The sequence below is a fragment of the Methylomonas sp. HW2-6 genome, from assembly GCF_052474525.1.
Genome location: NZ_CP184124.1, coordinates 1,585,492 through 1,606,645 on the forward strand (window position 1 = coordinate 1,585,492; position 21,154 = coordinate 1,606,645).

Consider the following 21,154-nt stretch of genomic DNA (forward strand, 5'->3'; position numbering starts at 1 on the left):
TTTTAAATATCAGGTATTGAATCATGGCTAAAGAAAAATTTGAAAGAAAGAAACCGCACGTAAACGTAGGAACGATTGGCCACGTTGACCACGGCAAAACAACCTTGACTGCTGCGCTGACCAAGGTTATGGCCGAACTGCAAGGTGGCGAAGCAAAAGCGTTTGATCAAATCGACAATGCTCCCGAAGAGCGCGCGCGCGGTATCACCATTTCGACCTCACACGTAGAATACGAGTCAGCCAACCGCCACTATGCGCACGTTGACTGCCCGGGCCATGCTGACTACGTCAAAAACATGATTACCGGTGCGGCGCAAATGGACGGTGCGATTCTGGTTTGCTCCGCGGCTGATGGTCCGATGCCGCAAACGCGCGAGCACATCCTGCTGTCTCGTCAGGTCGGCGTTCCATACATCGTCGTGTTCTTGAACAAAGCGGACATGGTCGATGATGCCGAGCTGATTGAGCTGGTTGAAATGGAAATTCGCGAACTGTTGAACCAGTACGAATTTCCGGGCGACGATACCCCAATCATCGTTGGTTCTGCGCTGAAAGCGTTGGAAGGCGAGCAAAGCGAAATCGGTGTTCAGTCGGTTGTTAAACTGGTTGAAGCTCTGGATAGCTATATTCCTGAGCCGCAACGCGCAATCGATGGCAAATTCCTGATGCCAATCGAAGACGTATTTTCGATTTCCGGTCGTGGTACGGTAGTAACCGGCCGTGTTGAACGCGGTATTATCAAAGTCGGCGAAGAGGTTGAAATCGTTGGTATCAAAGATACCGTGAAAACCACCTGTACCGGTGTTGAAATGTTCCGCAAATTGCTGGATCAAGGTCAGGCTGGCGACAACGTGGGTATCCTGCTGCGTGGCACCAAGCGCGACGACGTAGAGCGTGGTCAAGTATTGGCTCACGTAAACAGCATCAAGCCACACTCGCATTTCAAAGCCGAAATCTACGTATTGTCGAAAGAAGAAGGTGGTCGTCACACGCCATTCTTTAACGGTTACCGTCCACAGTTCTACTTCAGAACCACCGACGTGACTGGTGCGGTTGAGCTGCCTGAAGGTGTTGAAATGGTAATGCCAGGTGACAACATCTCGGTCACAGTAAAATTGATCTCACCGATCGCGATGGAAGACGGCTTGCGCTTCGCAATTCGTGAAGGTGGCCGTACCGTCGGTGCGGGTGTTGTGGCTTCCATTGTTGAGTAATTGAAGATGGCAAATCAAACTATCAGAATCCAATTGAAAGCCTTTGATCATAAATTGATCGATCAGTCGGCGGGAGAGATAGTAGAAACAGCAAAGCGGACCGGCGCCCAAGTGAAAGGCCCGATTCCTTTGCCTACTAGAAAAGAGCGCTTTACTGTACTGATTTCGCCACACGTCAATAAAGACGCGCGCGATCAATACGAATTGAGAACATACAAACGGTTGTTGGACATCGTCGAACCTACCGATAAGACTGTTGACGCCTTGATGAAGCTTGATCTGGCGGCTGGGGTTGATGTTCAAATTAAGCTGAAATAACGAAAAGTTATAGATTAGAGGGATTGGCAGATGTCAATAGGTCTTATTGGTCGTAAATGTGGTATGACCAGAATTTTTTGCGAAGATGGTTCTTCTGTACCTGTAACCGTGCTTCATATCGACTCAAACCGAGTCATTCAGGTAAAGAGCGTCGAAAACGACGGTTACCGCGCCGTACAAGTGGCTGCAGGCGATGTAAAGTCTTCTAAGGTCAATAAAGCAATGGCGGGTCACTATGCTTCTGCCAATGTCACAGCTGGTCGGGGGCTTTGGGAGTTTCGTCTCGGCGAGAATGAGGGTGGGGAGTTAGTCCCTGGAGCTGAGCTCAAGGTTGACGTATTTTCCGCAGGGCAAATTGTCGATGTTGCCGGTACGAGTATCGGTAAGGGCTTTGCAGGTACAGTTAAGCGCCACAATTTTAGAACGCAGGATGCCACCCATGGTAACTCTCGTTCGCACAGGGTGCCCGGTTCCAGCGGTATGAACCAAACGCCAGGACGAGTATTTAAAGGCAAAAAAATGTGCGGCCACATGGGGGCAGTTAAGACGACTGTTCAAAATCTGAAGATTCACGCCATAGACGTCGAGCGCAATTTGATTCTGGTTAGGGGCGCCGTTCCCGGGGCGAAAGGCGGCGACGTGGTTATCACCCCTGCGGTGAAAATGATCAATAAAGGTTAATTTATGGCATTACAAATACCTGCAATCAACGGTGGCGGTTCCTCTCAGGCACTCGATGTGTCAGATGAAGTATTTGGTCAGGATTTCAATGAAACCTTGGTCCATCAATTGGTCACTAAATATCTTTCAAGTGCACGCGCTGGCACAAAGGCGCAAAAAAACCGCTCTGCCGTTAGCGGTGGCGGTTTGAAGCCCTTTCGCCAAAAAGGCACTGGCCGTGCGCGTGCCGGTACAACCCGCAGCCCGATCTGGCGCACGGGTGGTGTCACGTTCGCGGCTCAGCCGCGCTCGTTCGACCAGAAGTTGAACAAAAAAATGTACAAGGTCGGTATCCGATCCATATTCTCAGAATTATTGCGTCAGGGACGGATCGCAGTTTGTGATGACATCGTGCCGGCATCCCCAAAAACAAAAGACTTCTTGGCAAAAATTAAAGGTATCGAAGCCAAACGGTTGCTGGTTGTAGCGGATGACCTGAACGAAAATTTGATTTTGGCGGCAAGGAATTTGCCATATGTAGCGGTGGTAACACCTACTAGTATCGACCCGGTGTCGCTAGTTGCCGCTGACAAAGTCATAGCAACGGCTACAGCCTTGAAGCAAATTGAGGAGCGTTTAGCATGAGTGAACAAAAAGTTAAATTAGCGAACGTTTTGTACGCGCCGATCATTTCGGAAAAAAGCTCAAATGCCGCGGACCAAAATAATCAATTTGTGTTTAAAGTGCAAAAGACAGCAACCAAACTGCAGATTAAAAAAGCAGTCGAGTTGATGTTCGGTGTGAAAGTCGAATCGGTTCGCGTACTAAACGTCAAAGGAAAAATCAAGCGCTTCGGACGCGCTTTGGGTAAGCGCTCAGACTGGAAAAAAGCATATGTGAAATTGCAGTCGGGCCACAATATCGAACTTGCAACAGCATAACTTTTTAAAGCAAATAGGAGCGGTAGAAGAGCATGGCTATTCTAAAATCAAAGCCGACATCTCCAGGTTCTCGGTTTGTAGTACGTGTACAAAATAATGATTTGCATAAGGGTAAGCCATTTGCACAACTACTAGACAAAAAGAACAATACTGGTGGACGTAACAATCAGGGTAGAGTGACAACCCGCCACATCGGTGGGGGACACAAAAAGTTTTATCGTATTATCGATTTCAAGCGCGATAAAGCTGATGTTCCGGCCATTATCGAGCGAATAGAATACGATCCAAACAGAACAGCTAACATCGCACTGGTTTTATTTAAAGACGGTGAGCGGAGATACATAATAGCGCCCAAAGGGATAGAAGTTGGTCAGGAAATACTAAGTTCCGAAACCACCCCCGTCAAAGTTGGAAATTGCATGCCGTTACGTAATATGCCACTGGGTACCACCCTGCATTGTGTCGAATTGAAGCCCGGCAAAGGTGCTCAGTTGGCACGAAGCGCAGGTACTTCTGTCCAATTGGTGGCTAAGGATGGAGCTTATGTGACAGTAAGATTGCGTTCCGGTGAGATGAGAAAATTGCCTTCCGACTGCAAAGGTGTGGTTGGCGAAGTTTCGAATTCTGAGCACAATTTGATTTCCCTGGGTAAAGCTGGCGCCAAGAGGTGGAGAGGTGTAAGGCCTACAGTCCGAGGCGTTGCCATGAACCCGGTTGACCACCCGCATGGAGGCGGTGAAGGCCGAACTTCAGGCGGGCGCCATCCTGTGTCGCCATGGGGAACTCCAACTAAGGGCTACAAAACCCGAAAAAATAAACGTACTGACAACATGATTGTCAGACGCCGTAAGCAAAAATAAGAGGTATCTGACGTGCCACGTTCAATTAAAAAAGGTCCATTTATTGATCATCACTTGCTTAAAAAAGTTGAAGAGGCGGTGAGAACAAATAATCGGAAACCGATTAAAACCTGGTCTAGACGCTCGATGATCAGCCCTGATATGTTGGGGCTGACCATTGCAGTGCACAATGGTAAGCAACATGTGCCAGTGTTGATTTCTGAAAATATGGTCGGCCATAAATTAGGTGAGTTCTCCCCGACGAGAACTTATAAAGGCCATATCGCTGACAAAAAATCCAGATAAGGAGTGAACGTGGAAGTATCGGCTAAATTGAGTAACGCTCCCTTGTCTGCGCAGAAAGCGCGTTTGGTAGGAGATCAGATTAGAGGGTTGCCTGTTGAAAACGCCTTAAACCTTTTGAATTTTAGCTCCAAAAAAGCGGCTGCAATCTTCAAAAAGGTTCTTGAATCAGCTATAGCGAACGCCGAGCATAACGAAAACGCAGACATAGACGAACTAAAAGTGTCTACCGTTTTCGTGAACGAAGGGCGCACAATGAAGAGAATCTCTGCTCGAGCAAAGGGGCGCGCCAACCACATTCTGAAAAGAACTTGCCATATAACAATCAAAGTAGCTGAGAAATAGAGGTATAAGATGGGACAAAAGGTTCATCCCACTGGGATTCGTCTCGGGATCGTAAAAGATTGGACTTCGAGATGGTATGCAAATAGCCAGAATTACCCTGTGCTTCTGCTGCAAGATTTGAAAGTTCGTGAATATATCAAGCAAAAATTGGCGCACGCTTCAGTTAGTCGTGTCCAGATTAATCGACCTGCGAACAATGCAAACATAACTGTGCACACTGCGCGGCCTGGCATCGTAATTGGAAAAAAAGGCGAGGATATCGATATCTTGCGTCAGAATATTTCCGCGATGATGGGTGTTCCCGTTCAGCTGAATGTCGAGGAAATTAGAAAGCCTGAGCTCGACGCCTACTTGGTCGCAGAGAGTATTGCCCAGCAGTTGGAAAAACGGATTATGTATCGCCGGGCAATGAAGCGGGCGGTGACAAACACTATGCGATTGGGTGCGGAAGGTATCAAAATCACCGTGGCGGGACGTTTGAACGGTGCTGAAATCGCCAGAACTGAATGGTACCGTGAAGGGCGCGTGCCGCTGCACACCTTGCGGGCTGACATCGATTACGGAACCGCAGAGGCGAAAACCACTTACGGAATCATCGGTATTAAGGTCTGGATCTTCAAAGGTGAGGTGTTCGATATGGATGCTCATACCGCTTCGCTCAACGCAGACTCAAAAAAATAAGTTGAACGGGAATAGACAAAATGCTTCAACCAAAAAGAACTAAGTTTCGTAAACAACATACCGGACGTAATAACGGCACCGCGTTGCGTGGGTCCTCAGTCAGCTTCGGTGAGTATGGTTTGAAATCTATAAGTCGTGGTAGAATGACGGCCCGCCAAATTGAGGCGGCTCGGCGAGCTATCAGCAGGCATGTTAAGCGTGGTGGTAAAATTTGGATCCGTATTTTTCCAGATAAGCCAATTACAAAAAAACCATTAGAAGTTCGTATGGGTAAAGGTAAAGGTAGTGTAGAATACTGGGTTGCTCAAATTAAGCCAGGCACCATGCTGTTCGAGATTGAAGGGGTTTCTGAAGAGTTGGCCCGTGAGGCTTTTGAACTTGCAGCTGCGAAGTTACCTGTAAAAACAACGTTTTCTGCTCGGACAATAATGTAATGAAAGCAAAAGAACTGAGAACCAAAAGTAAAGACGAATTGAAAGGGACTTTGTTGGAGTTGTCCAAGGAGCAGTTTAATTTAAGAATGCAGAAAGGTACCGGGCAGTTAAGTAAATCTAGTCAAGTAAAAACCGTTCGGCGCCAAATTGCTCGCATTAATACGATCTTAAGTGAAATGGCGAGGGCGTGATCATGAGCGAAAACATAGAAAGTACACGTAAAGTAACCGGACGCGTCGTTAGCAATAAAATGGATAAGACGGCGTCGGTTTTAGTCGAGCGGTTGGTGAAGCATCCGGTGTACGGCAAATATATCAAACGGTCTACGAAGCTGCTGGTGCATGACGAGAACAATATTTGCCAAGAGGGCGATATAGTAACAATCGCTTCGTGTCGACCGATTTCGAAAAATAAATCGTTTAAGTTGCTGGAAGTCGTCGAGGCTTCCAACAAATAATTAATATCTTTAGTTGGGAATTTAAAAATGATTCAGATGCAAACTAGCCTTGACGTCGCCGATAATAGTGGCGCAAAAAAGGTCATGTGTATCAAGGTTCTTGGAGGATCGCATCGCCGCTATGCCGGTATCGGTGACATCATCAAAGTCAGTGTTAAAGACGCAATGCCTCGCACCCGCGTGAAAAAAGGCGACGTTTACAATGCCTTGGTCGTAAGAACAAAAAGAGGTGTTCGTAGAGCTGATGGTTCAGTGATTAGATTCGACGGTAACGCTGCGGTAATTTTAAATAACCAACTGCAACCAATCGGTACACGTATCTTTGGGCCTGTCACACGCGAGCTGAGAGGGGATAAGTTTATGAAAATTATTTCTCTAGCCCCAGAAGTACTATAAGACGGAGGCCCAAAGATGCAAAAAATCAAACAAGGTGACGAAGTTATTGTCTGCGTTGGAAGAGAAAAAGGCAAGCTTGGACGCGTTTCTAAAGTGCTTGAAAATAATAGAGTGCTGGTCGAAGGCGTTAATTTGGTTAAGAAGCACCAAAGAGGCAATCCTAACCTCGGTATCTCTGGCGGCATCGTAGACAAAAATATGCCCATTCATATTTCGAATATAGCGATATTCAATCCCAAAACAAAAAAAGCTGATCGGATCGGTTTTAGGTTGAATGCTGATGGCAAAAAAGTTAGGTTTTTTAAATCTAACAATGAAACTATCGGGGATTGAGGAGACAAGCTATGTCGAGATTAGAAAAGAAATACAAAGACGAAATAGTGCCGGCATTGATAAGTCAATTCGGATATAAAACCGTAATGCAAGTGCCTAAATTAACCAAAATCACTCTTAATATGGGTGTTGGTGGTGCGGTAGCGGACAAGAAAGTGCTGCAATCTGCCGTGTCTGATATGGAGAAAATCTCTGGACAGAAGGCCGTAGTTACTTTGGCGCGTAAATCTATAGCAGGGTTTAAAATCCGCGACGACATGCCTATTGGATGTAAGGTGACTTTGCGTAGCGATAGAATGTACGAGTTTTTGGATAGGTTAATTACCATTTCTATACCGCGTATTCGTGATTTTAGAGGGATGAGTTCCAAAAGTTTCGATGGCAGAGGGAACTATTCTGTCGGTATTAAGGAGCAAATAATTTTCCCGGAAATCGACTACGATAAAATCGACACCCTTCGAGGGATGGATATTTGCATCACTACGACAGCCCAAACCGACGAGGAAGGTCTGGCGTTGTTGAAGTTATTCAATTTTCCATTTAAAAGCTGAGGGTGCACTGATGGCAAAAAAATCGATGATAGCTCGCGAATCAAAGCGTGCTAGTTTAATTAAAAAATACGACAGCAAGCGCAGTGCGTTAAAGGGAGTTATACGTTCGCCAAATGCGACGTTCGAGGAGAAGGAAAGCGCGCAAATTCAGCTGCAAAAATTACCCAGGGACTCTAGTAAATCTAGATTACGTAATCGCTGTAAGCTCACCGGTAGACCTCATGGTTACTATAGAAAGTTTGGGTTGAGCAGGAATAAGCTTAGAGAAGCGACCATGCGAGGCGATGTGCCTGGTCTGTCTAAAGCTAGCTGGTAACTATCGTTACGTAAAAGGTTGTTGGGGAATTAATAATGAGTATGACAGATCCTATTGCAGATATGTTGACCAGAATAAGAAATGGTCAGTCTGCTGGTAAAAAGAGCGTGAAAATGCCGTCCTCTAAATTAAAGCTTGCTATAGCAAAAGTTTTAAAAGAAGAGGGTTATATCAACGATTACAAAACCGAAGTAAACGGTAGTCATACAGAGATGACAATCGAGCTCAAATATTACAACGGTGTCCCGGTAATTGAGAGTGTGAAAAGAATTAGTAGGCCGGGTTTGAGGATTTACAAATCTAAAGACGAGCTTCCAAAAGTTCTCGGCGGCCTCGGTATTGCGATCGTATCAACTTCAAACGGCGTAATGACTGATCGGGCTGCTCGTGCCATTGGGCACGGTGGCGAAGTCATTTGTACCGTCTGCTAAGAGTTTTAAAGGATATATCATGTCACGAGTAGCTAACGCGCCGATTGTATTGCCGGCCGGCGTAGAGATAAAACTGGACGGTAAACACACAGTCATAAAAGGCAAACTGGGTGAGCTTTCATTCCGCCTTTCGCCATCAGTTGAACTTGAATTGAGCGGCAATGTTATCAGCGTAAAATGGGATAGTGCGGTGAAAGGTGCGAAGGCGCATGCCGGTACTGCTCGCGCGTCAATCAACAATATGGTTAAGGGTGTTTCGGAGGGCTTCGTTAAGAAGATGCTTTTGGTTGGCGTCGGTTATAGGGCGCAGGTCAAAGATAATCTCCTGACTTTGTCTTTGGGTTATTCCAATCCAGTGGAATATCTGATTCCCGAAGGTGTCACCGTTGAGGCGCCGTCCCAAACCGAGCTTTTGGTAAAAAGTAGCGACAAGCAGAAACTGGGGCAAGTGGCTTCTGAAATTCGCGCTTTCAGGCCGCCGGAGCCTTACAAGGGTAAAGGTGTCAGAATTGCCGATGAATATGTGGCTCGAAAAGAAGCCAAGAAGAAATAGGTAACAAAATGGATAAGAAAAATTCCAGGCTAAAGCGAGCGCTAAAGCTTCGTTGCAAAATCAAAAAACTGAACGTCAACAGATTGACCATACATCGCACTTCACAGCATATCTATGCACAAGTGTTGAGTGTTGATGGAACAATGACCCTCGCTTCTGCTTCTACTGTGCTCGCGGATATTAAAACAAAGGTAAAAAATACCAGTAATATCGATGCGGCGACAGCAGTAGGTACGCTAATTGCGGAGCGAGCCCTGGCTGCTGGGGTTCAGGAGGTCGCGTTTGATCGATCGGGTTTTAAATATCATGGCCGTGTGAAAGCGTTGGCAGATGCTGCTCGCGAAGCCGGGTTGAAGTTCTAGGGGAAGATTATGGCAACAGCACCATCTCAAGGTAGTACTGACGGTTTGCAGGAGAAATTAGTTTCTGTTCGTCGAGTGGCAAAAGTGGTTAAAGGCGGTAGGGTATTTGGGTTTGCTGCTCTTACAGTCGTAGGTGACGGCGACGGTCGGGTCGGTTACGGCGTATCAAAGGCCAGGGAGGTGCCGGTAGCAATCCAGAAGTCCCTGGAGCAAGCACGAAAAAATATGAGAAAAGTCGCGCTGAAGGAAGGTACTTTGCAATATTCCATTATGTCCAACACTGGTGCGGCTAAAGTCTATATGCAGCCGGCGTCGGAAGGTACTGGTATTATCGCTGGAGGGGCTATGCGTGCGGTTTTTGAGGTCGTAGGTGTGCACAATGTACTGGCCAAATGCATAGGTACTAGTAATCCAATTAATGTTGTCAGAGCTACGATCAACGGTCTCACTGCTATGCAGGATGCGAAGAGGATTGCCGCTAAACGCGGTTTGACTGTTGAGCAAATTACAGGATAAGAAGACATGTCCGGCAAAAAGTTAAACGTAATGATGACTAAAAGTAAAAATGGTAGATTGAAAAGTCATCAACAATGCCTGAAAGGCTTGGGGTTAAGCAAAATTCGCCAAGTTGTTGAGGTGAGCGATACTCCTGAAAACAGAGGCATGATTAACAAAATCGCTTATATGCTTAAAGTAGAGGAAGTCTAAATGTTTTTAAACACGATACAGGCTGCATACGGCGCAAGAAAAAAGGCTAAGCGCGTTGGTCGCGGAATAGGCTCTACTGACGGCAAGACCTGCGGTCGCGGTCACAAAGGGCAAAAAGCGCGTGCTGGCGGTTTTCATAAGGTAGGCTTTGAAGGCGGGCAGATGCCCTTGCAAAGGAGGCTGCCTAAAGTTGGTTTTACCTCTCGCACCAAGAAGTTTTCCGCAGAAGTACGGTTGAGCGAAATTAGTTCACTAAACGTCGACGTTGTAGACCTTCAGGTTTTGATTAGCAGTAATCTTGTCCCTGTGTTCACAAAGAAAGTTAAGGTTGTCAATACGGGTGTGTTGTCAAGAGGTTTAACTTTGAAAGGCCTTGGTGTAACTGTAGGTGCGAAGTCAACAATAGAAGCTGCTGGTGGCAAAGTAGAGGCATAGGTGAGTGCTAAAGGTTATGAAGTTTCCGCGGGTGCTTTCCGTTTTGGGGAGCTAAAGTCTAGGTTGCTGTTTGTTTTAGGCGCTTTTGTTGTGTATCGGGTTGGTGCTCACATTCCGGTGCCGGGGATTGATCCAAAGGCGCTTGCTACAATGTTTGAGCAGCAGTCCGGTTCGATCTTAAACATGTTCAACATGTTTTCCGGCGGGGCTTTGATGAGGCTAAGCTTGTTTGCGCTTGGCATCATGCCTTATATTTCTGCCTCCATCATTATGCAGTTGATGACTATCGTTATTCCCGCGATGGAGCAGTTAAAGAAAGAAGGTGAGTCTGGTAGGAGAAAAATCTCTCAATATACGCGCTACGGGACGGTTGTTCTGGCGATGTTTCAGTCGGTGGGTATTTCTGTAGCGTTGCAAAATCAAACCGCAGGCGGACTTGCTGTGGTTTTGCAGCCCGGTTTAGGGTTCGTGGTTGTTACTACCATTACGTTAGTAACTGGGACAATCTTTCTGATGTGGCTTGGTGAACAGGTGACAGAGCGGGGAATTGGCAACGGCATATCGCTACTAATCTTTGCCGGTATCGTATCAGGACTTCCCTCTGCAATAGGTGGGACGTTGGAGCTTGCTCGTACTGGAGAGATGAATGGTGCATTTATTGTGTTGCTTTTCGCGTTAGCGATTTTTGTCACAGGCATTGTGGTATTTGTTGAGCGCGGACAAAGACGGATCACGATTAATTACCCCAAGCGTCAGCAGGGCAATAAGGTGTATGCAGGGCAGAGTTCGTTTCTGCCTTTAAAATTAAATATGGCTGGCGTTATACCGCCTATCTTCGCTTCAAGTATTATCTTGTTTCCAGCAACTATTGCAGGCTGGTTTGGTAATGTAGATGGTTTTTCGTGGTTGCAAGATGTGGCATCTGTTCTCTCTCCCGGTCAGCCTGTCTACGTCTTGTGCTACGCGTTGGCTATAGTGTTTTTTTGCTTTTTCTACACCGCGCTGGTGTTTAATTCTAAAGAAACAGCGGAGAACCTTAAGAAATCCGGTGCCTTTTTGCCTGGTATCAGGCCGGGGATGCATACCACTAGTTACATTGATAAGGTAATGACTAGGCTTACCCTGATTGGTGCAGTCTACATTACATTGATTTGTCTGTTGCCCGAATTTCTGATTGTTTATTGGAATGTTCCATTTTCTTTTGGCGGTACTTCACTGTTAATCATTGTTGTGGTTGTAATGGATTTTATATCGCAAATGCAGACCCATCTGATGTCTCAACAGTATGAAGGGTTGATGAAAAAAGCCAATCTGAAGAAATCTTAATTTAAGGAGTTAGCCGTGAAAGTACGTGCTTCAATTAAAGCCATTTGTAAGAGCTGCAAAGTTATAAAAAGGAATGGCGTAGTAAGGGTCATCTGTAAAGATGGTCGTCACAAGCAAAGACAAGGTTAGTTGTTTTTGCGATTTATTTTTCGGAGTGTTATACTTCTCCGTTTAACCTTATAGTATCGTTTTTGGAGTGTTTGAATGGCTCGTATTGCTGGTATAAACGTGGCTGATCATAAGCATGCGGAGATAGCTTTAACAGCTATTTACGGAATTGGTAGGCAGACTGCTAGAGATATATGCAGTGAAGTAGGGGTTAACCCCGCTGTCAAAATCAGGGATCTGACTGAAGATCAAGTTGAGGCAATACGCAAAGTCATTTCTGGTATGACCGTCGAAGGCGATTTGCGTAGGGAAGTCTCTATGAACATAAAGAGACTTATGGATCTTGGCTGCTATCGCGGGATTCGGCATCGTCGGGGGTTGCCGTTGAGAGGTCAGCGGACTCGGACAAATGCGAGGACTAGAAAAGGGCCTCGTAAATCGGTCACCAAGTAGTAATTAAAATAGATAGGCAATTTGATGGCAACCCAAAATCGAGTTAAGAAACGGATAAAAAAGGAAGTTGCAGACGGCATAGTGCATGTTCATGCTTCCTTTAATAATACGATCGTTACAATTACAGACCGGAAAGGTAACGCGTTGTCTTGGGCTACGTCAGGTGGCTCCGGATTTCGCGGGTCGAGAAAGAGCACTCCATTTGCAGCTCAGGTGGCCGCTGAGAAAGCCGGCGCGGTGGCGCAGGAATATGGCATGAAAAACCTCGACGTCATGATCAAAGGGCCTGGTCCAGGCAGGGAGTCCGCTGTTCGTTCATTAAACAGCATGGGCTTTAAAATTTCGAATATTGTGGATGTGACTCCGATTCCTCACAACGGATGCCGTCCTCCAAAAAAGCGTCGCGTTTAGGTAGTGGAGTAAATAATGGCAAGATATCTTGGTCCTGCGTGTAAGTTAAGTCGCAGAGAGGGCACTGATCTTTTTTTAAAAAGCAGAGGTAAATCTCTGGAGAGTAAGTGCAAATTGGATCAGCGTCCCGGTCAGCATGGGGCTAAGCGCACGAGAAACTCTGACTACGCTATGCAATTGCGCGCAAAACAGCGTTTGCGCAGGATTTATGGCGTTTTGGAAAAGCAATTTAGAAATTATTACAAAGCGGCCGACTTGCAGAAGGGTGCGACTGGTCAAAATTTGTTGGATTTCCTGGAGTCCAGGCTGGATAACGTTGTTTATCGCATGGGTTACGCGGCCACTCGAGCAGAGGCTAGGCAGTTGGTGTCGCACAAAGCAATCTTGGTCAATGATCGTCTGATCAACATCCCCTCGTATCAGCTTTCCGCAGGCGACGTGGTTAAAATCAGAGAGAAAGCTAAGAGTCAACAGAGAATTAAGGATGCGTTGGTCGTTGCGGAACAATACGGATTTCCGGTATGGGTGGAAGTTAACGCTAAAGAAATGAGCGGCGTATTCAAATCCGTGCCTGATCGCGTCGATTTGGGGTCTGACATCAACGAACAGTTGGTTGTCGAGCTCTATTCTAAGTAATAAACAGGGCTAGGATACAATATATGCAGAGTTCTATTGGTGGCCTTCTTAAGCCAAGATTAGTTGAAGTCGTAAACGAATCGGCCAATCATTCGCGGATTGTGATCGAGCCGCTTGAAAGAGGCTTTGGCCACTCGCTCGGCAACGCTTTGAGAAGGGTCATGCTCTCTTCAATTCCTGGTTGCGCAGTTACAGAAATATCTATAGATGGTGTGCTGCACGAATTTACCACGATCGAAGGCGTTCAAGAAGATGTTATCGATATCATCTTGAATTTGAAAAAGCTGGCCGTAATTGTCCATTCTAAAGACGAGGTAACATTAACCTTATCAAAAAAGGGAGCGGGTGTTGTTACTGCTGGTGATATAGAATTGCCTCATAACGTTGAAATCGCCAATCCTGAATTGGTCATCGCTAACGTTACACAAGATATCGGCTTGAACATAAAAATTAAAGTTGAAAGAGGGCGGGGCTACGTTCCAGCAAGCGTCAGAAAGGAAGCGTTCGACGACGCTCCCGTTGGCGTTCTCATGTTGGATGCCGCTTTCAGTCCGATTGTTAAAGTGGCTTATCACGTAGAGAGCACCCGGGTTGAGCAGCGGACCAATCTCGATCGCTTAGTTATCGAGTTGGAAACTAATGGCACTGTAGATCCAGAGCATGCGATAAAGACGGCCGCGTCAATCTTGCACGATCAGCTTTCTGTTTTCGTTGATTTCGAAAAGGTCAACGAGCAAGTTCAGGAGGAAGTTGCGGTAGAAGAGGACTCTTTCGACCCCGTACTATTACGTCCGGTAGATGATTTGGAACTGACGGTTCGTTCAGCGAATTGCCTAAAAGCAGAAAATATCTTTTATATCGGCGATTTAATCCAGCGAACAGAAGTCGAGCTGTTACGGACTCCCAACTTAGGCAAGAAGTCTCTCACCGAGATAAAAGACATCCTTGCTATTAAAGGACTGTCTTTAGGCATGCGGCTGGAAAACTGGCCGCCTGAGAACTTGGCAGACCAATCCCAAGCTGGAATTTGAATATAAGGCACTGAAAAATGAGACACCGTAAATCTGGAAGACAGTTAAACAAAAACAGCAGCCATAGAAAAGCGCTGTTTAGCAACATGGCTTGCTCACTTTTTAAGCATGAGTTGATTAAAACCACGCTTCCGAAAGCAAAAGAATTAAGAATGATTGCAGAGCCGTTGATCACTCTGTCGAAAAATGATTCAGTCGCAAAACGTCGTCAAGCTTTCTCCAAGTTGCGTGATCGCGATGTGGTGACTAAGTTGTTTAACGAACTGGGTCCACGCTACTCTGCCAGAACTGGTGGTTACTTGCGTATCATTAAGTGCGGCTTTCGGCCAGGTGACGATGCACCAATGGCTTATGTAGAGTTGGTTGATCGACCGGAGCCTGTGGCTGCGTCAGAATAAACTTATTAACTTTACTAGAGGTTTTTATTTAAAGGCCTAGCCTAATTTGGTTAGGCCTTTTTATTTAGAAGTGCATTTTATCCGTCGCTTTTCGGATAGCTAATTCAATATAAGCTTCCATATTTCCAGCTTCCGTTCCAATGATAATGCGGCATTGGCCGGGCTGGTTGATGGTAGTCTTCTGTAGTTGCGTATGTCATCGCATACCTTCAGCGTGGTAGTTAAATAAAATTTCCTAAACAGGTTTTCTGCTGTAGCACCGTTGAAGAACACGCTACGTATCGATGGGTGTCTTTGGAAAAATATAACGAAATCGTTGGGAACGATCGTTTGTTTAACAATAGCGGAATCTAGACTGCCAGAACGAGAGCAGTCTTTTATCACGTCCCACACGGCAATGCCGTTGTCATTGAGAGCATTTAATCTGGATTCATAAGGAAGTAACGCATCGATTCCTAGTAATCTACAGACAATCGGCCAGAATTGATTGCGGGGATGGGCGTAATATTCACCGGCGTTAAGCGAAGCTAATCCTGGCATGCTGCCGAGAATCAAGATTCGGGCGCGCTCCGTCGCAATTGGAGGAAATCCGCTTATAGGGTTCATTCAGAGCGTTGTGTGGGGTGGTTCTGCGTTGCTGACTTCAACACACCGAGTACGTCCAAAACTCTACAGCTGTATGCGTGTTCGTTATCGTGCATTATCGATAATCCGATTTGCCTTTGCTGATTAATTGTGAGCTGCGCCATCAACAAAATTGCAGAGAAATCTGTTCGCATGTAGTCGATGCTTGCTTTTTGATGGCCCCACGCCCCGTAGTCACAGCAAATGATTCCGGATAATTGGTTGTTAGCATATCGCTCAAATAGTTCTATGCACTGATCTCGGCTAGCATCCGTTGCCAAGTATGCAGTAAAGTCGATCACCGACACTATTGCTGTTGGGACGCGGTAGGAAACGGCTTCCAACTTGCCCGCCAAATTTGGTAAGACGAGAGCTGTCGACTTGGCAACATTGGTGCCGGTGGGGATGATCGAAGCGGCACAGCCTCGCCCAAGCTGTGAAGATGAGTGGTAGCCGTCCAAGACCCTCTGGTCAGAGAGTTGGGGGTGTATGGTGGCGATACGCGCCGATACTATTCCAAAATGTTTATCCAGAATGTGGCAAATCGGTACCATTGCATTTCCGGTGCAGGTACTTGCGGAGATAACGTGGTGCTTATCCGGTAGGTAATCAGTCTGATTAACCCCGTAAACGAGGCTGATGTCGCACCCGGTAACGTTCCATGTGCATAACACCTTGCGGGCGATGCCCCGTTCCAAAATGGTTCTGAAATCATTGATGCTAGCGGTGCCGGTGGCGTCGAATAAAACATCGAGATCAAATTCCTTCAAACTGTCCAAGCCATGTTCGGATGGGCCGCTGCGTCGTCTATCGACCCGTTGATAGCGTATTCTTTTCCCATCCAAAATCAGGTCGTTGCCATCGCACTCAACTTGAAACGGAGGTCTGCCGTACGTACTGTCATTTGCCAGTAAATACGCGACATGGTCAATCGTCATCACGTCGCACACCACGCAAATCTGATGTCGGCCTCCACTTTGCTGGGAAAAGTTCGTACGTAATACGCCGCGGCCGATACGGCCGAGGCCGACGATTGCTACCTTCAAACTCATAAGCGGATACCTCCCGGTGCGGGGCCGGCTAATAATCGAGTGTTTTTGTTACCGCGAGAAATGAGGGCAATTGTCATCGCTGATGTGGGTGTTTTTAGACAGGTGTAGCGTTTCGGTGCTAAAAAGCTAGAGCAAGTTCACGGCCTCGTCAAGGTAAGCGGTCCTTACATAAAACGGTTCTGCGCCAAACAACTTGTTGGTGAGCTTCATTGATTTAGATATCTTCTTCGTGGGCGCCAAATTTGGCGGAGAATCGCAGCAATACGAATACGGCTCCGGAGCCCCCGGCTTTTGGCGGTGCCGAACAGAAGGCCAATACGTCTTGATGTTGGCGTAACCACAAATTGATATCATTTTTTAACACCGGCTGACTGGCGGGCGAGTTATATCCCTTGCCGTGAATCACGTGAACGCAGCGGATTCCGTTTTCGACGCAGTCATGCAAGAAATTTAATAATTGTTGTTTGGCGTTTCGGCTAGTCAAACCGTGCAGATCGATTTCGGCGTCCAAGCCATACTGCCCCTTGCGTAGCTTCTTCAGCACGTTTTTTTGCAGGCCCGGCGCTAGAAAGGCAATCCGGTCTTCCTGAAACAGCATGTCCAACTTTTCAGAAATATCTTTTTGCAGCGGGTCTATTTGTTCGAGCGGCTTAGTTTTCGGAAATGGGCGAGGCTTGCCGGCGGGTTGCAGACTCACCGTATTGGTATCGATAGTTTTAACTTTGCCTACCGTGTTTCTGAACAGCGCGGAGTCATCCGGCGAAGTGGTTTTTTTTGTCACGTAAGCTGCTGGTTTTGCGGTTTTTTTGCTAAGATGCTGCAATTTTAATGCGTTTTAATGCGGTATGCACATTCTGATTAGTAACGACGACGGCTATTTGGCGCAAGGGATCAACACATTGGCGCAAGCATTGAGTCAACATGCCGAAATATCCGTCGTTGCACCGGACAAGAACCGCAGCGCGGCCAGCAACTCGTTGACTTTGGACATGCCGTTGCGCGCTACGGCATGTGACAATGGTTTTGTCCGTGTCGATGGTACACCGACCGATTGCGTACACTTGGCGATTACCGGCTTATTGAAAACCGAACCCGACATGGTGTTCGCTGGTATTAACCATGGCGCCAACCTGGGCGACGACGTGCTGTACTCCGGAACCGTCGCGGCAGCGACTGAAGGCCGATTTTTGGGATTGCCTGCGGTCGCTATTTCGCTAGCAGCCAGCGACCCCAAACATTTCGATACCGCGGCCGCGGTTGCAATCGCCTTAATGCAAAAAATTCTGGCTCATCCGCTGCCGGAGGACACCTTATTGAATGTGAATGTACCCGATGTGCCGTTGCGCGAATTGAAAGGGTATCAAGCAACCCGCCTTGGCCAGCGGCACAAGGCGGAAGCGGTGGTTCGTGCCAGCGACCCGCGCGGGCATACTATTTACTGGGTGGGGCCGCCGGGTAGCGAGCAGGATGCCGGGCCGGGTACGGATTTCGATGCGATCCGTAACGGTTTTGTATCGGTCACGCCGCTACAACTGGATTTGACCCGTTATGAGCGTTTGGCAGGCCTGAGCGAATGGTTGGCATTGGAGGCATAGGTATGAGTCGGCGTCTACAAGGCATCGGCATGACGTCGCGCCGCACCCGGGAGCGCATGATCTCCCGGCTGCGGCAGCAGGGCATAACAAACGGTAACGTGTTGGCGGTGATGGCGGATACGCCGCGGCATATTTTTGTCGACGAGGCTCTGGAAAGTCGGGCTTACGAAGATACGGCGCTGCCGATCGGTCATAACCAAACCATCTCCCAGCCCTACATCGTGGCGAAAATGACCGAGTTATTGCTGGAATTCGGACCGCGGAAAAACGTATTGGAAATCGGCACCGGTTGCGGCTACCAGACCGCGATATTGGCTAACTTGGTCGGTCAGCTTTATTCGGTCGAGCGGATTGCGCCGTTGATGAAAAAAGCTCGAGACACGCTATGGGAACTGGGCATAAAAACGGTGGGGTTCAAGCATAGCGACGGTGGTTGGGGCTGGCCGGAGCACGCTCCGTTCGATGGCATTTTGGCCGCTGCGGCGCCACCGGAAGTTCCGCCGGCATTATTGGAACAACTCGCAGTCGGTGGCGTCTTGGTTATCCCGGTCGGATTGGAAGGCATGCAGGAATTACACAGAATCACGCGTACCGAACACGGCTTTGAAGACGAAGTCATCGAGCGGGTAACCTTCGTGCCGTTCTTGTCGGGCGTCAGCCGTTAGTTTCGGTTTTTTCTTAGCCCGGACAGTCGCAGACCTGCAGCGGCAAAATTAGCGATTAGCCCTGGTGCTCCACATTTCCCGCATGGCTTGGGCAAATTGCTCGGCAAATTGCCTGCCGGCAAACAGCGGTGAATATTCCAGCCGGTCCCGTAATTCCGAGCGCAGCTGGCTAAGCAGACCGAGATCGGCGGCAAAACCAGCGGCTTTCTGCAGATAATCCGACTGGTCTGCCGCGATCCAGTCGGCCAGCCCGGCATTGGTAGCGATCGATTCCGCGGCGCGCGCCAGTAAACCGCCGCCGCGTAGAGTCAGCACCGGCACTCCCATCCATAACGCTTCCACGCTGGTAGTCACGCCGGGATACGGAAACGTGTCCAATGCAATATCGACAGACTGGTAAGCCGCCAAATGTTGTGTCCGGTCGCTAAAAGGCGGGCTCAAAACCAACCTATCCCTGTCGATACCGTGGCCGGCAAAGCGGTCGATGGTCCGTTCCCGAACCAAAGCCTCGTTTAACTGGCTGGCTTTCAGAAACAATTTGGCATCAGGGACATGCCGCAACACTTGCGCCCACAGCTCTACCGTATCGTCGCTGATTTTGGTCAGATTGTTGAAGCTGCCGAAGGTGATATAACCATTTTGCAACGCCGGTAGCGGCCCAACCTCGACGGCCTGTTGCGGCGGCGTAAAACATAAACAAGTCTGCGGCAGACGCCAGACCGCTTCGGTAAAGTGCTGTTCGTCTTCGGCCGGAATCGAATAAGGGTCGCTCAACACGTAATCGATGGCCGGCAGCCCGGTCGAAGCCAAATAGCCCAGCCAACTAATCTGAACCGGTGCCGGCTTCCAGGCGAATAAGGGCAGCCGATTGTGGGCGCTGTGGCCGGCAAGATCGATCAGGATATGCACCGCGTCGCCGCGTATCAGCTCGGCAGCGGTTGCGTCAGTCAAACCGCCAATATTTTTCCATTCGCGTAGATAGGGTTGCAAACGCATCGAATAGTGGTCGGTTCCGGGCTGAGTTGCGTAGGCAATAAATTCGACTTGCTGTGCGTCGCTGTCGCGCAATAACGCCAACAGAAAATGCCCGACCGGATGATCGCGTAAATCCCCGGACACCAATCCGATCCGTAACCGCTCCGGATTGTCGTCGCATAGCCAATCGGCAAACGGCCGCGCCGCATGCTCGGCCATCTCGGCGAATTTCTGCGCTTCTTCCAGATAATTGCAGTTAGGCGTGTGTGCGCTGTAGTTCAAATGAAACAACAAACCGCTTTGGGTGGCGATTTGATCTGGATTCAGGGCCAAGCTGCGGCGCCAGCAGGCCTCGGCTTCGGCAATGCGGCCCTGGCTTTGCAGATTAATGCCGAGATTGGTAACTGCGTCGACATAAGCCGGATTCAGTTCCAGCGCCCGGCGATAACTGGATTCGGCTTCAATAAGCCGCCGCTGCATTTGTAAGGTGGTGCCGAGATTGTTCAGCGCTTCCGGATAATCGGCTTGCTTGGCCAACGCGTTGCGGAAATGAGTTTCGGCTTGGACCAAATCGCCGGCTTCGTAATATAACGAACCCAGCGTACAAAACGCTTCCGCATACTCCGGATTCAATACCAGCGCTTGCTGGCAGGCCGCAAAGGCCTCAGCCGCCCTGGCCTGGCTTTTCAATACTACCGCTAATTGGTAGTGGACTTCGGCCTGGAAAGGGGCTTTAGCCAATGCTTTGCGAAACACTTGCTCGGCAGCGGCGAATTGGCTTTGCGCCTGTTGGCTCAGACCCAAGCGCAACCAAGCGTCGATTGCGTCGGGAGTTAGCGCCGTCAGCCGGGTAAAACAAGTCTCGGCTTCGGCGTAACGGCCCAGATTGTAGAGCAGGCTGCCCAGATTGGCATATGCAGGCACGTTATTAGGCTCGAGTTGCAAGGAGCGGCGGTAGGCGTCGATGGCTTCCGCAAAGCAGCCCTGACCGTGCAAAGCTGAGGCGTAATTGAGCTGGGCTTCGGCGTCATCGGCCAACAGATCTGCGGCGCGGCCTAAAGCCTGCAGGGCTTCCGGGAAAATCTGCTGTTGCAGCAGGAACAAGCCCAGGATTTTACAGACGATACCCGATTCAGGAAAGAGGGCGAGCAAACGGCGGGCAAGTTGTTCGCCTTCGGCATAACGGCCTTGTTGAAAGTGGGCGTACAACGCCTGCAAATCCGGCCCGGCTGGGGCGGCCAGGACCTGTTCCATCGCCGCAATATCCGGCACGCCTAAACCGTAGCGCTGCTTGGCTTGCTGCAGCAGCTCTCGTGCTTGCGGATAACGCTCGCCCTGAACCAGCGCCTGCAAATAGCTACGCTGGTACTTGTGTTGCGCCGGGTCGGTTGCCATAGCGCGTTCAAGGTGGTTCAGGGCAATGTCGAATTGGCCGACCTGCAACGCCAGAACACCCATGTTGTGATGGGTTTGGGCGTGTTCGGGTTGCAACTGCAATATCTGAAGATACAAAGCTTGCGCCTCTGCCAGTCGCCCGGCTTGGTGCTGGGCGATGGCGATTTGCAACAGCTGTTGCAGTTTTTCGGCAGACACTATCGTTTGT

At 48.5% G+C, this 21,154-nt stretch carries 35 protein-coding genes; 31 read left to right on the plus strand and 4 right to left on the minus strand.

Annotated features, from left to right (window positions below; translation table 11 throughout):
- Positions 1-23: 23 nt before the first annotated feature.
- From tuf to rplQ, 29 genes are all read left to right on the plus strand, one after another.
- Positions 24-1,214: an elongation factor Tu gene (gene tuf / locus ACH518_RS08345; RefSeq protein ID WP_140913950.1), complete on the plus strand. Its 1,191-nt coding sequence runs from the start codon at positions 24-26 to the stop codon at positions 1,212-1,214.
- Positions 1,215-1,220: 6 nt separating this feature from the next.
- A complete protein-coding gene (rpsJ, locus tag ACH518_RS08350) occupies positions 1,221-1,532 on the plus strand; it encodes a 30S ribosomal protein S10 (RefSeq protein ID WP_020484801.1) in 312 nt (103 codons plus the stop codon).
- Positions 1,533-1,562: 30 nt separating this feature from the next.
- The gene (gene rplC / locus ACH518_RS08355; protein WP_140913505.1) at positions 1,563-2,213 is read left to right on the plus strand and encodes a 50S ribosomal protein L3; all 651 of its coding nucleotides are present in this window, start codon (positions 1,563-1,565) and stop codon (positions 2,211-2,213) included.
- A 3-nt stretch (positions 2,214-2,216) separates the two neighbouring features.
- On the plus strand, positions 2,217-2,837 hold the full coding sequence (gene rplD / locus ACH518_RS08360) for a 50S ribosomal protein L4 (protein ID WP_445372551.1): 621 nt from the start codon (positions 2,217-2,219) through the stop codon (positions 2,835-2,837).
- Positions 2,834-3,133, plus strand: coding sequence for a 50S ribosomal protein L23 (gene rplW, locus ACH518_RS08365; protein ID WP_278209460.1), 300 nt, complete (start codon positions 2,834-2,836; stop codon positions 3,131-3,133). The genes rplD and rplW overlap by 4 nt, the downstream gene beginning before the upstream one ends.
- 32 nt (positions 3,134-3,165) lie before the next feature.
- Positions 3,166-3,993, plus strand: a complete 828-nt coding sequence (rplB, locus tag ACH518_RS08370) for a 50S ribosomal protein L2 (protein ID WP_445372552.1) — start codon at positions 3,166-3,168, stop codon at positions 3,991-3,993.
- Between the two features lie 12 nt (positions 3,994-4,005).
- Positions 4,006-4,278, plus strand: a complete 273-nt coding sequence (gene rpsS, locus ACH518_RS08375; RefSeq protein ID WP_064042135.1) for a 30S ribosomal protein S19 — start codon at positions 4,006-4,008, stop codon at positions 4,276-4,278.
- A gap of 9 nt (positions 4,279-4,287) precedes the next feature.
- Positions 4,288-4,620, plus strand: a complete 333-nt coding sequence (gene rplV, locus ACH518_RS08380; RefSeq protein WP_140913509.1) for a 50S ribosomal protein L22 — start codon at positions 4,288-4,290, stop codon at positions 4,618-4,620.
- Positions 4,621-4,629: 9 nt separating this feature from the next.
- Complete coding sequence (gene rpsC / locus ACH518_RS08385; RefSeq protein WP_140913510.1) at positions 4,630-5,301, plus strand: 30S ribosomal protein S3; 672 nt, start codon at positions 4,630-4,632, stop codon at positions 5,299-5,301.
- 20 nt (positions 5,302-5,321) lie between these two features.
- Positions 5,322-5,735, plus strand: a complete 414-nt coding sequence (rplP, locus tag ACH518_RS08390) for a 50S ribosomal protein L16 (RefSeq protein WP_026602118.1) — start codon at positions 5,322-5,324, stop codon at positions 5,733-5,735.
- Positions 5,735-5,926, plus strand: coding sequence for a 50S ribosomal protein L29 (gene rpmC / locus ACH518_RS08395; RefSeq protein WP_140913511.1), 192 nt, complete (start codon positions 5,735-5,737; stop codon positions 5,924-5,926). Before rplP ends, rpmC begins: the two co-directional genes overlap by 1 nt.
- Before the next feature lie 2 nt (positions 5,927-5,928).
- Positions 5,929-6,192, plus strand: coding sequence for a 30S ribosomal protein S17 (rpsQ, locus tag ACH518_RS08400; RefSeq protein WP_278209458.1), 264 nt, complete (start codon positions 5,929-5,931; stop codon positions 6,190-6,192).
- Positions 6,193-6,219: 27 nt separating this feature from the next.
- Positions 6,220-6,588, plus strand: coding sequence for a 50S ribosomal protein L14 (rplN, locus tag ACH518_RS08405; RefSeq protein WP_054759259.1), 369 nt, complete (start codon positions 6,220-6,222; stop codon positions 6,586-6,588).
- A gap of 15 nt (positions 6,589-6,603) precedes the next feature.
- On the plus strand, positions 6,604-6,921 hold the full coding sequence (gene rplX / locus ACH518_RS08410) for a 50S ribosomal protein L24 (RefSeq protein ID WP_445372553.1): 318 nt from the start codon (positions 6,604-6,606) through the stop codon (positions 6,919-6,921).
- An 11-nt stretch (positions 6,922-6,932) separates the two neighbouring features.
- Positions 6,933-7,472 (plus strand): 50S ribosomal protein L5, encoded by a 540-nt coding sequence (gene rplE, locus ACH518_RS08415; protein WP_445372554.1) that lies wholly within the window; start codon positions 6,933-6,935, stop codon positions 7,470-7,472.
- Positions 7,473-7,482: 10 nt separating this feature from the next.
- On the plus strand, positions 7,483-7,788 hold the full coding sequence (gene rpsN / locus ACH518_RS08420; RefSeq protein WP_140913515.1) for a 30S ribosomal protein S14: 306 nt from the start codon (positions 7,483-7,485) through the stop codon (positions 7,786-7,788).
- 35 nt (positions 7,789-7,823) lie between these two features.
- Positions 7,824-8,219 carry a 30S ribosomal protein S8 gene (rpsH, locus tag ACH518_RS08425; RefSeq protein ID WP_140913516.1) on the plus strand — a complete coding sequence of 132 codons (396 nt, stop codon included), beginning with the start codon at positions 7,824-7,826 and terminating at the stop codon, positions 8,217-8,219.
- A gap of 19 nt (positions 8,220-8,238) precedes the next feature.
- Positions 8,239-8,772, plus strand: coding sequence for a 50S ribosomal protein L6 (gene rplF / locus ACH518_RS08430; RefSeq protein WP_140913517.1), 534 nt, complete (start codon positions 8,239-8,241; stop codon positions 8,770-8,772).
- Positions 8,773-8,780: 8 nt separating this feature from the next.
- Positions 8,781-9,134, plus strand: a complete 354-nt coding sequence (gene rplR / locus ACH518_RS08435; RefSeq protein ID WP_140913518.1) for a 50S ribosomal protein L18 — start codon at positions 8,781-8,783, stop codon at positions 9,132-9,134.
- 9 nt (positions 9,135-9,143) lie between these two features.
- Complete coding sequence (rpsE, locus tag ACH518_RS08440; RefSeq protein ID WP_140913519.1) at positions 9,144-9,650, plus strand: 30S ribosomal protein S5; 507 nt, start codon at positions 9,144-9,146, stop codon at positions 9,648-9,650.
- Positions 9,651-9,656: 6 nt separating this feature from the next.
- Entirely contained in the window at positions 9,657-9,842 is a 186-nt protein-coding gene (gene rpmD / locus ACH518_RS08445; protein WP_140913520.1) for a 50S ribosomal protein L30, read from the plus strand.
- Positions 9,843-10,277 (plus strand): 50S ribosomal protein L15, encoded by a 435-nt coding sequence (rplO, locus tag ACH518_RS08450; RefSeq protein ID WP_445372555.1) that lies wholly within the window; start codon positions 9,843-9,845, stop codon positions 10,275-10,277.
- On the plus strand, positions 10,278-11,603 hold the full coding sequence (gene secY, locus ACH518_RS08455) for a preprotein translocase subunit SecY (RefSeq protein WP_278209454.1): 1,326 nt from the start codon (positions 10,278-10,280) through the stop codon (positions 11,601-11,603). It abuts the gene before it with no gap.
- A gap of 15 nt (positions 11,604-11,618) precedes the next feature.
- On the plus strand, positions 11,619-11,732 hold the full coding sequence (gene rpmJ, locus ACH518_RS08460) for a 50S ribosomal protein L36 (protein WP_081607976.1): 114 nt from the start codon (positions 11,619-11,621) through the stop codon (positions 11,730-11,732).
- 75 nt (positions 11,733-11,807) lie between these two features.
- Positions 11,808-12,164, plus strand: coding sequence for a 30S ribosomal protein S13 (rpsM, locus tag ACH518_RS08465; protein ID WP_140913523.1), 357 nt, complete (start codon positions 11,808-11,810; stop codon positions 12,162-12,164).
- A gap of 24 nt (positions 12,165-12,188) precedes the next feature.
- Positions 12,189-12,575 carry a 30S ribosomal protein S11 gene (rpsK, locus tag ACH518_RS08470; protein ID WP_020484822.1) on the plus strand — a complete coding sequence of 129 codons (387 nt, stop codon included), beginning with the start codon at positions 12,189-12,191 and terminating at the stop codon, positions 12,573-12,575.
- 15 nt (positions 12,576-12,590) lie between these two features.
- The gene (rpsD, locus tag ACH518_RS08475) at positions 12,591-13,211 is read left to right on the plus strand and encodes a 30S ribosomal protein S4 (protein WP_278209453.1); all 621 of its coding nucleotides are present in this window, start codon (positions 12,591-12,593) and stop codon (positions 13,209-13,211) included.
- A gap of 23 nt (positions 13,212-13,234) precedes the next feature.
- Positions 13,235-14,242, plus strand: a complete 1,008-nt coding sequence (locus ACH518_RS08480; RefSeq protein ID WP_278209452.1) for a DNA-directed RNA polymerase subunit alpha — start codon at positions 13,235-13,237, stop codon at positions 14,240-14,242.
- Between the two features lie 17 nt (positions 14,243-14,259).
- Entirely contained in the window at positions 14,260-14,640 is a 381-nt protein-coding gene (gene rplQ / locus ACH518_RS08485) for a 50S ribosomal protein L17 (protein ID WP_140913526.1), read from the plus strand.
- Positions 14,641-14,739: 99 nt separating this feature from the next.
- On the opposite strand, the gene ACH518_RS08490 is transcribed toward rplQ, so the two are convergent.
- The 3 genes from ACH518_RS08490 to ACH518_RS08500 form a co-directional block, all read right to left on the minus strand.
- Positions 14,740-15,246 carry a DNA-deoxyinosine glycosylase gene (locus ACH518_RS08490; protein ID WP_140913527.1) on the minus strand — a complete coding sequence of 169 codons (507 nt, stop codon included), beginning with the start codon at positions 15,244-15,246 and terminating at the stop codon, positions 14,740-14,742.
- Positions 15,243-16,316, minus strand: a complete 1,074-nt coding sequence (locus tag ACH518_RS08495) for a glyceraldehyde 3-phosphate dehydrogenase NAD-binding domain-containing protein (RefSeq protein WP_445372556.1) — start codon at positions 16,314-16,316, stop codon at positions 15,243-15,245. The genes ACH518_RS08490 and ACH518_RS08495 overlap by 4 nt, the downstream gene beginning before the upstream one ends.
- 214 nt (positions 16,317-16,530) lie before the next feature.
- Complete coding sequence (locus tag ACH518_RS08500) at positions 16,531-17,097, minus strand: Smr/MutS family protein (RefSeq protein WP_445372557.1); 567 nt, start codon at positions 17,095-17,097, stop codon at positions 16,531-16,533.
- 64 nt (positions 17,098-17,161) lie between these two features.
- On the opposite strand from ACH518_RS08500, the gene surE reads away from it, so the two are divergent.
- Entirely contained in the window at positions 17,162-17,911 is a 750-nt protein-coding gene (surE, locus tag ACH518_RS08505) for a 5'/3'-nucleotidase SurE (RefSeq protein WP_445372558.1), read from the plus strand.
- Positions 17,912-17,913: 2 nt separating this feature from the next.
- The gene (locus tag ACH518_RS08510) at positions 17,914-18,576 is read left to right on the plus strand and encodes a protein-L-isoaspartate(D-aspartate) O-methyltransferase (protein WP_278209447.1); all 663 of its coding nucleotides are present in this window, start codon (positions 17,914-17,916) and stop codon (positions 18,574-18,576) included.
- 48 nt (positions 18,577-18,624) lie between these two features.
- On the opposite strand, the gene ACH518_RS08515 is transcribed toward ACH518_RS08510, so the two are convergent.
- Positions 18,625-21,144 (minus strand): tetratricopeptide repeat protein, encoded by a 2,520-nt coding sequence (locus ACH518_RS08515; RefSeq protein WP_445372559.1) that lies wholly within the window; start codon positions 21,142-21,144, stop codon positions 18,625-18,627.
- Positions 21,145-21,154: the final 10 nt, after the last annotated feature.